Source organism: Actinomadura graeca (assembly GCF_019175365.1).
Classification (GTDB): Bacteria; Actinomycetota; Actinomycetes; order Streptosporangiales; family Streptosporangiaceae; genus Spirillospora; species Spirillospora graeca.
On record NZ_CP059572.1, the window covers coordinates 2635979 to 2650207 of the forward strand.

Genomic DNA, 14229 nt, shown 5'->3' on the forward strand with positions numbered 1-14229 from the left:
CCGTCCGGGCCATTCGCTGGAAGCCATTTACTGGAAGCCTTTCACGTCGGCCCCGCGGACCACGCAATTCCAACCCATCACCGGCCCGGTAACAAGGGCGGGCGGCCGCGGATCGGGATCCGCCGCCGCCCCCGCCGTTCGACTGCCGGAACGCCGCGGTTGAACAGGGCCCGCACGGGCTCAGACCTTGCCGAAGAACTCCACGATCGCCTCGTTCACCGGCTCCGGGCGCTCCAGGTATCCGAGGTGACCGCAGTCGGGGATCTCCACCAGGTCGCAGTCCGGGATGGCGTCGGCCACCTCCGCGCCGAGGTGCGGCGGGGCGATGACGTCGTCGGCGAACGCGATGACCCGGCACGGCGCGGTGACCCCCTGGAGCGCGGCGCGGCGGTCAGCGCCGGTGTCGATCCAGTCCTGGCCGGCGGCGACGGGCTCACCGGCGGCGGCCAGCTCGAAGATCTCCAGCCAGGACGCCGCGGCCCTGTCGTCGTTGAACGTCCGCGGGGAGAGCATGTGCAGGACGGAGTCGACGGCCCGGTGCGCGGGCGGCAGCCGGACGCCCTCGCGCCGCAGCGCCAGGGCCGCCGCCTGCTGGGCCCGCCGCAGCGCGTCCGGCCTGGCCCGGGTGGCGATGAGCACCGCCGCGCGGACCAGGTGCGGCGCGCCGATCGCCAGCTCCTGCGCGATCATCGCCCCGAGGGACGTCCCGACGATCCGGCACGGCGCCAGGCCGAGCGCCTCGATCAGCCCGCCGGTGTCGGCGACCATGTCCGCCAGCGCGTACCTGCCCGGCGGGGCGTCCGACGGCGGGACGCCGCGGTTGTCGAAGGTGACCGTCCGGTACCCCGCCTCGCACAGCGCCGGCACCTGGTGCATGTCCCACTGGTGGCCGGACGCCCCCGACCCCATGACGAGCAGGACGTCCTCGCCCCGCCCCGACCGCCGGTAGGCGAGCCGGATCCCGTTGGCGCGCGCGTACGGCATCGCCGGGGCCCGCTACCAGCGCCACTCGCGCTTGTTGAACAGGTGCTCCGCGGCGACGTCGTGGTCCTTGCACCAGGTCAGGAACTCTTCGATCTGCTTGATCTGGTAGGTGTCGGGCGTGTACGTGGTCGCCATGACGTGGCCCTGCCAGCTCTCCTCGCCCATGGCGTACACGTACGCCTGGTCGGTGCCGAGCTCGGTCATGATGGCCGCGGCCTGCTCGGCGTTCGAGCCGGACAGCTTGCGCGAGTCGCTCATCTTCTTGGTGACCGGGCGGGTCAGCAGCCCCTGGTAGAGCCACGTGAGGGGGGCGCCGTCGCACTCCATCCCGAGGAAGGCCATGTCGACGTCGCCGAGGTGGGAGCGCATGTACCGGTAGAGCGCCGGGTCGATGCCGGAGGAGTCCGCGCCGATGAACACCGACCGCCCGGCGATCCGCACCACGTAGGTGGACTTGGCGCGGATGTCCAGATCGGAGTGCTCGCCGAGGAACGGCGTGGCGACGACCGCGCCGCCGCCCGGCAGGGCGATCTCGTCGAAGTCGTCGACCTCGATCACCGTGAAGCCCATGGCCTTGAGGTAGAGGCCGATGGACGGGTCGCACAGGTTGCCGCGGGACGCGCGGGGCACGACCACCGCGTCGGTGCGGGCGCGCAGTTGCAGCAGCGTCTCCAGGACGATGTGGTCCTGGTGGCCGTGGGTGATCAGCGCGAGGTCGATGTGGTCGGGCAGGTCGTCGAGGGTGTACCGGTCGCCGTGGCGGTTGTCGGTGCTGATGAACGGGTCCACCACGACGGCGGCCTCGGGGCTCTGCAGCACCAGGCACGCGTGCCCGAAGTAGCGGATCCGGCCGCCGCCCTCGACATGCCGGTCCGGCGACAGGCTGGGCTCGGAGGTGAAGAGCCGGTCCAGCCACGCCGCCTGCGCGTCGTCGAGGCCGAGCGCCTCCCGCAGCCGCGCGGCGGTCGTGCCCGCGACGCGCGCGGTGAACAGCTCGTCGAGGCCCTCGTGGCGGAACGGGATCGGCAGGTCCAGGACGTCCGGTGAGGGGAGCCGCGGGGTGCTGAGGATGAACGGGCGCTCCACCCCGTCGTCCAGGGACAGCTGGACGGACTGGCGGCCCTCGTCGTACACGGGGCTGTGGTAGAGGAGCGGCTCGATGAGACGCAGCGACGCCTGGTTGCCGGTGTCGTAGGCCAGCTCCACCAGGCCGTTCAGGGCGGCGGGCAGCTTCGGGTACAGCGGGGTGAGGTCGAATCCCGTCGCGTTCTGGCGGAGCAGCTCGTCGGCCTCGGCGACGGCGGCGGCGAAGGCCAGCATGTCCGCGCGGTCGCGCTTGATGCCGTCGAGCAGGTCGCCGACCTCGGTGGCGCGGTCCTGGCCGACGCCGACGAAGTAGCCGCCGCGCAGCGCCGGGTTGGTGCTCGCGGCGATGTGCACCTGCGGCGAGTGCAGGTACGACTCCAGCAGCGGAACCTGCACGTTCGCCAGGTTCAGGGCGGCCTGGGCCGGGGCGACGATGTGCATCCAGGCGTAGAACCTGTCGACCAGCGGTTCGATGATCGCATTCGAGCGCAGAAAGATCCGCTCCTGACCGTCGGGCATCTCGTCCCTCTCTTTCGGAATCGTCCTGCGGCGCCGCCGCGGCGCCGATCGTCGCGGGTCCATTCCGCGCCCGGTTCCCGGGCACGCGCGATATGCCTGCTCCATGCGCGACTACAAGGCATCACAATGCCGCTCGGAACGTCAACGCCGTGATGGGCGGGGTGTGCGACTGGAGCGCGCGCGCACTTGAACGGCGGGGCCGTCCGGCCTTATCGGCAAGCCGTTGCGGACCGGCCGGACAATGCCTTGACCGGCCGCGTCCCCGGCGCCACAGTGGATTCGCCTCTGACCGCGGCGGTGCCCACGGCGCCTGATTGCCGGCCAGCTGTGCCTTGCCCTTGCCGTCTACTTGTGAGGACAGTCCGGTGCCAAACCCGTTCGAGGATCCCGACGCCAGCTACCTGGTCCTGGTCAACGACGAGAATCAGCATTCTCTCTGGCCCGTTTTCGTGGACGTGCCCGACGGTTGGAACACCGTGTTCGGGGAGGCGTCGCGCAATGAGTGCCTGGAGTACATCGAGAAGTCATGGACCGACATGCGGCCCAGGAGCCTGATCGAGGCGATGGAAGGAAAATAGCGGCGGACGCGCCCCCCGCGGCGTTGTGCACAGGCCGACGGCCCTCCCGGCCGTCGGCCTGTTCGACGTCCGCGCGTGGCCGCCCGCCCTGGACCGCGAACGCCGAACAGGAGGACGCGATGGACACCGCCGGATCCGGCCGCGGATGGCGGCCGCACGAGATCGTCTACGAGGGCGCCGGCGCGCCGGACCTCGCCGCCCGGCTCGACGCCCTGGGCGCCGAGGGGCTCGCCGGCCTGCTCACCGAGCGCAAGGCGCTGGTGTTCCGGGGCTTCGGCGTCACGCCGGAGGGCATCGTGCCGGTGCTCGACCGGCTGGTGCCGGACCGGCTGCCGTACGTGCACGGCAACTCGCCGCGCACCCGGGTGAGCGAGAACCTCTACACCTCGACCGAGTACCCGCAGGAGTACACCATCTCGATGCACAACGAGCTGAGCTACGCCCACCGGTGGCCGACGCGGCTCGGTTTCTACTGTGAGAAGGCGGCGGAGAGCGGCGGCGCGACATCGGTGCTCGACGGCGGGCTGTGGCTCGAATCACTCGACGCCGAGATACGCGAGGCGTTCGCCGGAGGAATCCGCTACGTGCAGAATCTGCATGACGGGTACGGGTTCGGCAAGAGCTGGCAGGAAACGTTCGAGACCGAGGACCGCGCACCCGTCGAGGCGTTTCTCCGGGATTCCCGGGCGGAATGGGAGTGGGGTCCGGACGGGCTGCGCATCAGCCAGCTCCGTCCCGCCACCATCCGGCATCCGGTGACCGGGGCCGAGGTCTGGTTCAACCAGGCCGATCAATGGCACCCGGCCGGGCTCGGCGACCGGACGTCCGCGGATCTCTACCAGATCCTCTCGCCCGAGGAGTTCCCCCAGTACGTGACATTCGCCGACGGGTCGCCGATCCCCGACGAATATGTCGAGCAGATCCGCGACCGGGGCCTTGAGTGCGCCTGTGACGTCGACTGGAGAAACGGTGACGTCCTGCTCATCGACAATGTGCTCGTCGCCCATGGCCGGCGGCCGTTCGAGGGGACGCGCCGGGTCCTGGTGGCGATGTCCGATGTCGGTGCGGGCGAGTCCGCCGGGGCCGATCGCAGATAAGGCGCGGGTTAACGTCGGCGGTCACCGTGAGGGAACCTCGTGACGGCCAACCTGAACATATGAAGACCCTTTCGATGGCCGCGGTGGCCCTGGCCGCCGTCACCGCGTTCGGTCTCACCGGATGCGGTGGCGGCGGCGATTCCAGCGGGGTGCCGACCGCGGGGAAGACACCCCCGAAGGACGTGCAGGACCAGATGGTCAAGTACGCCCACTGCCTTGAGCAGCACGGCCTGCGCGGCAAGCTTCCGCCGCGCCAGTCCGGCGAGAACGTCAAGGCCACCGGGCCCGCGGACCCGAAGGTGCAGGCGGCCCAGGCGGCGTGCGCGCATCTCGTCCCGAAGCTGGAGGGCGAGGACAAGATCTCCTCCGCGTTGCAGGACCATGCCCTGAAGATGGCCGAGTGCCTCCGCAAGCAGGGGATCGCCGCCAAGGACCCCGCGACGGGGACGGCGGACGTGACGATCGACCAGGGCACCCCGGTCAGTGAGCAGAAGCTCGTGCAGGCGTACGCGACCTGCAACAAGGAAGTCCCCGCGCCGAACTGACCGCCGCGCCAAACGACCCCCGCGCCACGCGTCCGGCGGCGCGGCCGCCCGGCACGCCGGGCGGCCGTGCGCCGGACGCGGAGGCGGGCCGGGCCGGGCCCGGATGCGGGCCCGACGCGGAGGCCGACCGGACGCGGAGGCGGACCCGACGCGGAGGCGGACCCGACGCGGAGGCGGGCCGCCGCGCGGGCGGGCCCCAGACCGATCACCGGAGGACGCGTGCTACCGCATCGGCCGCAGCAACGGTCTCGTCTCCTGCCCGTTTCCGGCGCGGCCCGCGAGCCAGGCCGCCAGGGCGGCGGGCGTGGGCTTGTCGAACAGCTCGTGGATCGGCACTTCCTCGCCCATGACCACCCGCACGCGGCTGACCAGCCGCGTCGCGAGCAGCGAGTGCCCGCCGAGCACGAAGAAGTCGTCCTCGACGCCGACCGCGGGCAGCCCGAGGATCTCCGCGAACGCCCCGCACAGGGCCTTCTCGCGCTCGCTGGACGGCTCCGGGCCCGCGCCCGCCGCCGCGCGCTCCGGCGCCGGCAGCGCGGCACGGTCGAGCTTCCCGTTGCCGGTCAGCGGCAGCGAGGCGAGCGGCACGATCGCGGCGGGCACCAGATGCGGCGGCAGGGTCTCCTCGGCGTGCCGGCGCACCGAGACCACCAGCTCGGCCAGCTCCGCCGGCCCGGCCGTCCCGCCGTCGGCGGCGTCCTGCCCGGCCGGGACGACGTAGCCGACCAGGCGCCTGCCGCCCGGCGCGTCCTCGCGGACGACGGCGGCGGCCCGCGCCACGCCGGGATGCGCCGCGAGCGCCGCCCGGACCTCTCCGGGCTCCACCCGGAACCCGCGGATCTTCACCTGCTCGTCGGCGCGGCCGAGGTACTCCAGGTCGCCGCCGGGACGACGGCGCGCCCGGTCGCCCGTCCGGTACATCCGCTCCCCGGGCGCGAACGGGCAGGCGACGAACCGCTCCGCCGTCAGGCCGGGGCGGCGCACGTAGCCGCGCGCGACCTGGGCCCCCGCCACGTACAGCTCACCGGCGACGCCGTCGGGCACCGGCCGCAGGGCGTCGTCGAGCACGTGGGCGGCCGTGTTCGCGGCGGGCGTCCCGATCGGCACCGTCCCGCCGTGGACGACGCCCGCGTCCAGGCGTCCCGTCACGACGCCGATCGTGGCCTCGGTCGGGCCGTAGTGGTTGAACACGGGCAGGTCACCGGCCGCGTCGAGCAGCCGCCGGACCCAGCCGGCGTCGGCGGCCTCGCCGCCCAGCACCAGCGCCCGCCCCGGCAGCAGCGGGCCGAGGTCGCCCGAGGCGCCGAGCGCCTCCAGGTGCGAGGGCACGACCTTCATGTAGTCGATCCGGTGCCGGGCGACGTGATCGGCGACGGCGGCCGGATCGGCCACCTCCCGGCCGTCCAGGACGTGCAGGGTCCCGCCGGTGGTCAGGCCGGCGAACACCAAGGTGTTGCCGAGGTCGGTCACCGCCGGCTGGAGCAGCGCGTACCGCCCGCCGGGCGCCCCGAGCCCCACCCGGGGCGGGACGTGGACCACGTAGTTCGCCAGGTTCCCGTGGGTGACCCCGACGCCCTTCGGACGGCCGGTGGACCCGGAGGTGTAGATGACGTAGGCGAGCCGGCCGGGGTCCGCCGCGACCCGCGGCGCCGTCGCGGGCTGCGTCCCGAGCGTCGCCGCGATGATCGGGTCATCGACCGTGACCATGCGGATCCGCCCGGTCGCGGGCATCTCCTCCAGCGCCTCGGCGGTCCCGACGACCACCATGGCGCGGCTGTCGGCGAGCATGTACGCGGTCCGCGCGGCGGGGTAGGCGGGGTCCAGCGGCAGGTAGGTCGCGCCCGCCTTCCAGACGCCGAGGATCGCGGTGATCATCTCGGTGCCGCGCGGCAGGCAGAGCCCCACCACGCATTCCGGTCCCGCGCCGACGCCGCGCAGGTAGTGCGCCAGGCGGTTGGCGCGCGCCTCCAGCTCCCCGTAGCCGATCTCGTCGTCCCCGCCGACGAGGGCGACGGCGCCGGGGGTGCGGGCGGCCTGCTCGGAGAACAGCTCGGGGACCGTCCGGTCCGGCACCGGCGCCGCGGTCCCCTTCCCGGCCTCGGCGATGCGGCGGCGCTCGGCCGGGTCGAGGACGTCCACGGCGGCGAACGGGGTGCCCGGGGCGTCGCCGAGGGCGGTGACGAGGTTGTCCAGGCAGGTGAGCAGCATCGCGTGGATCCGCCCGGGGTCGGCGGGCGGCAGCGCGTCGACCGTCACGTCGAATCCCGACGCGGTCTCGCGGGTGATCAGGGTCACCGGGTAGTTGTTGCGTTCGAGGGCCAGCAGCAGCCGGATCCCCGGGATCCCCCCGCCGTCCACCTCCTCGATGGCGCGGTCACTGCGGCAGTTGACGATCGAGGTGAACAGCGGGACGCCGGCGGGCACGCCGCTCGCCCGCTGGGCCACCGACAGCGGGGCGTGCTCGTGCTCCATCAGCTCGCCGAGGCGGCGGCGCAGGTCGGACAGCGCCCTGCCGACGCCGCTCCCGTCGACGCGCACCCGCATCGGCAGGGTGTTGAGGAACAGGCCGAGCACCCGGTCGCCGCCCGCGCCGGCGTTCATCCGGCCGGCCAGGACGGTGCCGAACACGACGTCGTCGCGTCCCGACACCGCGGCGAGGACCCGCGCCCAGGCCAGGTGGAACAGCGTCGCCGGGCTCACCCCGAGCGTCGTGGCGAGGGCGCGGACCCGCCCGGTCAGCCGGTCGCCGAACGGCCCGCCCGCGTGGACGACCGCGGCGCCCGCGCCGTGCACGTCCAGCACCCCGAACGGGGCGGTGGGCTCGGTGACGTCGCCCAGCAGCCCGGCGAAGTACCGCTCGTGCTCCTCGCGCGGCGTGCCGAGGCGGGCCTGCGTCACGAAGTCCCGGAACGGCAGCGCGGCCGGGAGCCGCTCGCCGCGGCCCGCGAGGATCTCGCGGACCTCCTCGGTCAGCACCTGCATTCCCAGGTGGTCCTGCACGATGTGGTGGACGAGCAGCAGCGCCAGCCACCGCCCGCCGGCGGGCTCGGTGAGGACGTGCACCCGCAGCAGCGGGGCCCGGTCCAGCGCCATCCGGGCCCCGCCCGCGTCCAGCAGCTGCTCCATCGGGTCCCGGGCGGGGTCGAACGCGACGTCCTCGACGGGCAGCCCGACCCGCCGGGACACCACCTGCACGGGCTCGCGGAGCCCGTCGGAGACGATCGCGGTGCGGTAGATGTCGTGCCGCCGCACCACCTGGCGCAGCGCGTCCAGGAAGGCGTCCCGCCGCTCCCGCGAGTCGAACTCCAGCACCGCCGACTTCAGGTAGACGTCGGCGTCGCCTCCGGTGCGCGCCAGGTGGTGGAAGAGGATGCCCTCCTGGAGCGGCGCCAGGGGGTACACGTCCGCGACGTTCGCGGCGCCGCCGTCGACGCTCGCGACGACCCGCGCGATCTCGGCCTCGTCCAGGTCGGCGAGCGGCAGCATGGCGGGGGTGATCTCGGTCGCGTCCTCGGGGATCCGGTTCTCCGGCACCCGCACCGGCTCCGGGCCGGCGACGGCGGCGAGGCCCGCCGGGGTCGGGTTCGTGAACAGCGCCCGCACCGAGATGGACACGCCGCGCACCCGGAGGCGTTCCCCGAGGGGCACCGCCAGCAGGGAGTTCCCGCCGAGCGCGAAGAAGTCGTCGTCCACGCCGACGGCGTCCAGCCCGAGCACCTCCGCGAACTCCTCGCAGAGGATCTCCTCCTGCACGCTCCCCGGCGCCCGGCCGGAGCCCGCGCCGGTGACGCGGTCCGGGACGGGAAGGGCCGCGCGGTCGAGCTTGCCGTTCCCGGTCAGCGGCAGGTCCGGCAGGACGACGACCGCGGACGGAAGCATGTGGGCGGGCAGCAGGCGCGCCAGATGCGCGCGGACCCGCTCGGGGAGAGCGTCGCCGTCGCCGTCCCGGTCGTGGCCGTCGCCGTCCCGGTCGTCGCCGCCCCGGCCGGCGGGGACGACGTAGGCGACCAGGCACGGCTCCGGGGACACGTCGTCCCGGACGACCACGGCGGCGCGCTCCACCTCCGGGTGCGCGGTGAGCGCCGCGCCGACCTCGGCGGGCTCGACCCGGAAGCCGCGGATCTTGACCTGGTCGTCGGCCCGGCCCGCGAACACCAGCCGCCCGTCGTCGCCCCAGCGGGCCAGGTCCCCGGTCCGGTACATCCGCTCGCCCGACCCGAACGGGCACGCCACGAACCGCTCGCCGGTGAGGCCGGGCCGGTGCGCGTAGCCGCGCGCGAGGCCCGCTCCCGCGACGTACAGCTCGCCGGTGACCCCGGCGGGCATCGGCGCCAGCGCGCCGTCGAGGACGTAGACGCGGGCGCCGCCGATGGGCGCGCCGATGGGGACCCGGCCGTCCTCGACGTCGCGGAGGGTCAGCCGGGTGGTCGTGACGCCGATGGTGGTCTCGGTGGGGCCGTAGTGGTTGAAGACCCCCCGGTCCCCGGCCGCCTCCAGCAGCCCGCGGACCCAGCCGGGCGGGGCGGCCTCCCCGCCGAGCACCAGCGACCGCGCCGGGAGCACGCCCCCGGCCCCGGCGCGCGCGGACAGCGCCGCCAGATGCGAGGGGACGGCCTTGACGTGGTCGATCCGGTGGCGGGCGAGGTACCCGGCGACCGCGTCCGGGTCGAGGACGCTGCCGGGGTCCGGGATGTGCAGCTCGCCGCCGGTGGCCAGCGAGCAGAACAGCGTCGTGTTGCCGAGGTCGGTCACCTGCGGCTGGAGCAGCGCGTACCGGGCGCCGGGCCCGCCGAAGCCGAGCCGTTCGGGCACCGACGCCACGTAGGCGGCCAGCGCGCCGTGCGTCACGGCGACCCCCTTGGGCGCGCCGGACGACCCGGAGGTGTAGATGACGTACGCCAGCCCGCCGGGCCGGGCCGCCGCGGGGAGGGCACCGGAGTCGGCGGGGTCGTCCGGGGAGAGGAGGTCGTCCGGGGAGAGGACGGGCACGCGCCCGGCGGCGGTGCCGTCCACCGTCCCGTCCGGCGCGACGAGCAGCGCGGCGCGGGCGTCGGCGAGCATGAACGCGGTCCGCTCGGCGGGCTGGCGGGCGTCGACCGGGAGGTAGGCGGCGCCGGCGCGCCAGACGCCGAGGATCGCCGCGACCATCTCCGCGCCGCGCGGCAGGCAGAGCGCGACGACCGACTCGGGCCCGATCCCCGCTCCGCCGAGGCGCCGCGCGATCCGGCCGGCGCGCGCGTCGAGCTCCGCGTAGGACACCGTGGCGCCGTCCGCGACGAGCGCGACCCGGCCGGGGGCCTCCGCCGCCCGCGCGGCGAACAGCTCGGGCACGCCCGCGGGCGGGACGCGGTCCACGGCGCCGTTCCCCGCGCCGCCCGGCCCGGTGCCGTTCCAGCCGTGCACCACCCGGTGCCATTCGTCGTCGCCGAGGATCCGGGCCCCGCCGACGAGATCGCCGGGCGCGGCGTCCGCCATCCAGTCCAGGACGCGGCGGAAGCGCCGCGACAGCCCGGCCGCCGCGGACGCCTCGTGCCGGGCCCGGTCGACGTCGACGTCGAGGAGGACCGGCGACCCGGGCGACCGGTCGTGGACGGTGATCCGCCGGTCCTCGGCCGGGGGCAGGGCGAGGTTGCGGCCCCGCGCCTCGACGCCGCCGAACTCCGGGTACGGGAAGCCCAGCACGTTGACGATCAGGCCGCACAGCGGGGCACCACCGACGATCTTGAGGTCGCGGGCGATGTCCTCGTAGCGGTACCGCTGGTGCCGCAGGCCCGCGCCGATCGCCCGGCCGGTGCGCCGGACGACCTCCTCCACGGTCGTCCGCGGGGTGACCTCCACCCGGATCGGCATGATGTTCGCGGTCATGCCCGGGGTCCGCTGCTCCCGCCATCCCGCCCGGCCGTGGACCGCGATCCCGAGGACGATGTCGCGCGCGCCCGTCGTCCGGTGCTCGTGCACGGCGGCGGCGGCGATGACCAGCACGGCGAAGGCCGACCTCATCCGGCGGGCGGCCTCGCGGAGCCGGACGGAACCGTCCATGCCGACGTCGGCGGAGTCCCGGACCTGTGCTTTCGGCCCCGCCTGGGCGCCGCGGCGGCCACGCCCTGGCCGCTCCCCCAGCCCGTCCAGGGTGCCGAGCCAGAACGCCCGGTCCTCGGCGAAGTCCGGCGATTCCCGGTAGGCGCGCTCGGACTCCAGCAGCACCGAGAACGGTTCGAGGCCGTGCCCGCCGGGGTCCTCGCCCGTCACCAGCGCGGAGTACACCTCGGCGACGCGGACGGCGAGGAGGCCCGCGCCGTGCCCGTCCAGGATCAGATGGTGCGCGCGGTTGTACCAGAGCAGCCCGCCTCCGCCCAGCGGGAACACCGCGCAGGTGAACAGCGGCCCCTCGTGGGGGTCGGCCGGGCGGCGCAGGTCCGCGAGCATCCACCGCTCCGCCGCCGCCCGCGGGTCGGGTTCGCCGCTGACGTCGACGTACTGCACGGGGACGTCGGCGTTCTCGTCGATGAACTGCCGGGGCTCCCCGCCGGCCATGCGGAAGCGTAATCGGAAGACCTCGGCTCCGGCCAGCACGTGCCGCAGCGCGCGCACGAAGACGTCCACGTCCACATCGCCGATCTCCAGGCATTCGGCGATGTTGAGAACCGTGCCCTCCGGCGCGACCTGCTGGGCGTACCAGATGCCCTGCTGCGCGGATGTCAAGTCCCACGGCATGGATTCGGTGACGGTCATCGGCCCTCAGTCCTGTTCCATGGCAAGCCCGAATGGAATCGGCACGGACCGTCCTCTCGGGTGGGTGAAATAGGCCGTCATCGTCGCCAGTGGCCGTCCGGACCGTCAACCGGGCGCCCGCGCCGCCCGCCCCGCCCGCCCCGCTGTTCAACTGCTGCTCCGATGAGGTTGAACGACCGGGGCCGCGCGTTGAATCGTGACCTCCGCAGACGGATTTCACGGCATTCGGGAATCCTCATCCTTTTCCCGTCCCACCCGAGGAGAGCGATGCACGTTTCGGGGAGCAGCGACCTCCGCGCCGAACTCCAAGAATGGATCTGCGGCTACCTGGCCGAGGAACTGAGGATCCCGGCCGGGTCGATCGACCCGGCGCAGCCCATGGCCGCCTACGGGCTGGACTCGGTCAGGGCGATCATGCTCCTCGCCGACGCCGAGGAGCGCGTGGGCTTCGAGATCGACCCCGACGCCCTGTGGGACTTCCCCACCGTGGCCGCCTTCACCGACCTGCTGATCGGGCGGCTCACCGGGACGGGCCCGCTCACCGGGACGGGTCCGCTCACCGGGACGGGTCCGCTCACCGGGACGGCGCGGGCCGCCGGATAGCGCGGGCGGCCGGCCGCGCCTGCGCGGGACCGGCGTTCCCCGACACCGACCAGCCGTCCGCCGAACGGATCGCGACGGCGCGAAAGTGGGGTTTCCATGGCCATGATGGGTGGCCCGCGCATGGGTCCGATGCGGCCGGGGGTCGACGGATCGATCACCCGCCAGAAGATCAAACCCGGCACCGTGCGGCGCATCGTGCCCTACGCGATGCGCTACCGCTGGTCGCTGGTGGTGCTGATGCTGATGACGGTGCTGGACGCGGTCATCGTCGCCACCAGCCCCGTCCTGCTCAAAATGATCATCGATGACGGGATCATGCCCCGCCACGACGACGTCGTGGTGGGCCTGTCGCTGGTCATCGCCGGCCTGGCGCTGGTGGACGTGGGCGCCATCTACGTCCAGACGCTGTTCTCCGGACGGGTCGGCCAGGGGATCGTCTACGACCTGCGCTGCAAGGTGTTCGCCCACGTCCAGCGGCAGTCGCTCGCGTTCTTCACGCGCGCGCAGACCGGGGCCCTGGTCAGCAGGCTCAACACCGACATCGTCGGAGCGCAGCAGGCGGTCACGACGCTGCTCACGCAGACGGTGTCCACGCTGCTGACGCTGGTCCTCGTCCTCGCCACAATGTTCTTACTGTCATGGCAGATCACCCTTGTGGCCCTGGTCATGATCCCGTTCTTCCTCCTCCCCGCCAAGGTCATCGGGCGCAGGCTCCAGCGGCTCACCCGCGAGGGCATGCAGCTCAACGCCGACATGAGCTCGATGATGAACGAGCGGTTCAACGTCGCCGGCGCGATGCTGGCGAAGCTGTACGGCCGGACCGACCAGGAGACCGGCACCTTCACCCGCAAGGCGGCGCGCGTCCGTGACATCGCCGTCTCGACGACCGTCTTCGGGCGGATGCTCTTCATCATCACCACCCTGATCACCGGCGTCGCCACCGCCCTGGTCTACGGCCTCGGCGGCGTCCTCGCCATCGACGGCACGCTGCAGATCGGCACGCTCGTGGCGATGGTCACGCTGCTGCTGCGGCTGTACGGACCCATCAACCAGCTATCGAACATGCAGGTCAACGTCATGATCGCGCTGGTCAGCTTCGACCGTGTCTTCGAGATGCTGGACCTGCGCCCGCTGGTCGCCGAGCGTCCCGCGGCGCACCCGCTGCCCGCCCCGGAGGACGACGGCGCGACGGCGCCGGACATCGAGTTCGGCGAGGTGTCCTTCCGCTACCCGGGGCCCGAGGAGGTGTCCCTGGCCTCGCTGGAGTCGATCGCGCTGCCCGTCCCGGAGAAGCACGGCAGCCCGCAGGTCCTCGACGGGGTGAGCTTCCGTGCCCCCGCCGGGAGGCTGACCGCGCTGGTCGGCCCGTCGGGCGCCGGGAAGACGACCGTCACCCACCTCGTCCCCCGGCTCTACGACCCGACCTCGGGGACCGTCCGGATCGGCGGCCACGACGTGCGGGACCTGACCATGCGGTCCCTCCACGACGCCGTCGGCGTCGTCACCCAGGACGCGCACCTGTTCCACGACACGATCCGGACCAACCTGCTGTACGCGCGCCCGGACGCCACCGAGGCCGAGCTCGTCGAGGCGTGCGACGCGGCGCGGATCTGGGACACGATCTCCGCGCTCCCCGACGGCCTCGACACCGTCGTCGGCGACCGCGGCTACCGGCTGTCCGGCGGGGAGAAGCAGCGGGTGGCCCTGGCGCGGCTGCTGCTCAAGTCCCCGCCGATCGTCGTCCTCGACGAGGCCACCGCGCACCTGGACTCCGAGTCCGAGGCGGCGATCCAGCGCGCCCTCAAGACCGCGCTCGCCGGGCGGACCTCCCTGGTCATCGCCCACCGGCTCTCCACCATCCACGAGGCCGACCAGATCCTCGTCCTCGACGGCGGCCGGATCCGGGAACGCGGGACGCACGGTGAGCTCTTCGCCGCGGGCGGGCTCTACGCCGACCTATACCGGACGCAATTCGCCGGCCAGGCGGTGAACGGCGCGGACATCGGCTCGGCCGCGCATTCCCCCGGCACGCCGTGAAGGACGGTTGACCGGCCAAACGCCCCAATTTTAGGCTTGGCCCGATCA

The 14229-nt window shown here is 73.6% G+C and carries 8 protein-coding genes; 5 read left to right on the forward strand and 3 right to left on the reverse strand.

What is annotated here, in order from left to right:
- Positions 1–180: 180 nt before the first annotated feature.
- Positions 181–984 carry an alpha/beta fold hydrolase gene (locus AGRA3207_RS11625; RefSeq protein WP_231334607.1) on the reverse strand — a complete coding sequence of 268 codons (804 nt, stop codon included), beginning with the start codon at positions 982–984 and terminating at the stop codon, positions 181–183.
- Between the two features lie 12 nt (positions 985–996).
- The gene (locus AGRA3207_RS11630) at positions 997–2589 is read right to left on the reverse strand and encodes an MBL fold metallo-hydrolase (protein ID WP_231334608.1); all 1593 of its coding nucleotides are present in this window, start codon (positions 2587–2589) and stop codon (positions 997–999) included.
- A gap of 365 nt (positions 2590–2954) precedes the next feature.
- On the opposite strand from AGRA3207_RS11630, the gene AGRA3207_RS11635 reads away from it, so the two are divergent.
- The 3 genes from AGRA3207_RS11635 (at position 2955) to AGRA3207_RS11645 (ending at position 4809) form a co-directional block, all read left to right on the forward strand.
- On the forward strand, positions 2955–3167 hold the full coding sequence (locus AGRA3207_RS11635) for an MbtH family protein (RefSeq protein ID WP_231334609.1): 213 nt from the start codon (positions 2955–2957) through the stop codon (positions 3165–3167).
- 119 nt (positions 3168–3286) lie between these two features.
- Positions 3287–4264 (forward strand): TauD/TfdA family dioxygenase, encoded by a 978-nt coding sequence (locus tag AGRA3207_RS11640; protein ID WP_231334610.1) that lies wholly within the window; start codon positions 3287–3289, stop codon positions 4262–4264.
- Positions 4265–4323: 59 nt separating this feature from the next.
- Positions 4324–4809, forward strand: coding sequence for a hypothetical protein (locus AGRA3207_RS11645; protein WP_231334611.1), 486 nt, complete (start codon positions 4324–4326; stop codon positions 4807–4809).
- A gap of 222 nt (positions 4810–5031) precedes the next feature.
- Here AGRA3207_RS11645 and AGRA3207_RS11650 read toward each other — a convergent pair whose 3' ends face one another.
- The gene (locus AGRA3207_RS11650) at positions 5032–11541 is read right to left on the reverse strand and encodes a non-ribosomal peptide synthetase (protein ID WP_231334612.1); all 6510 of its coding nucleotides are present in this window, start codon (positions 11539–11541) and stop codon (positions 5032–5034) included.
- A gap of 267 nt (positions 11542–11808) precedes the next feature.
- Here AGRA3207_RS11650 and AGRA3207_RS11655 point away from each other — a divergent pair, with 267 nt between their 5' ends.
- Both AGRA3207_RS11655 and AGRA3207_RS11660 read left to right on the forward strand, forming a co-directional pair.
- Positions 11809–12144 (forward strand): acyl carrier protein, encoded by a 336-nt coding sequence (locus tag AGRA3207_RS11655; RefSeq protein ID WP_231334613.1) that lies wholly within the window; start codon positions 11809–11811, stop codon positions 12142–12144.
- 96 nt (positions 12145–12240) lie between these two features.
- Positions 12241–14181, forward strand: a complete 1941-nt coding sequence (locus tag AGRA3207_RS11660; protein WP_231334614.1) for an ABC transporter ATP-binding protein — start codon at positions 12241–12243, stop codon at positions 14179–14181.
- Positions 14182–14229 lie beyond the last annotated feature (48 nt).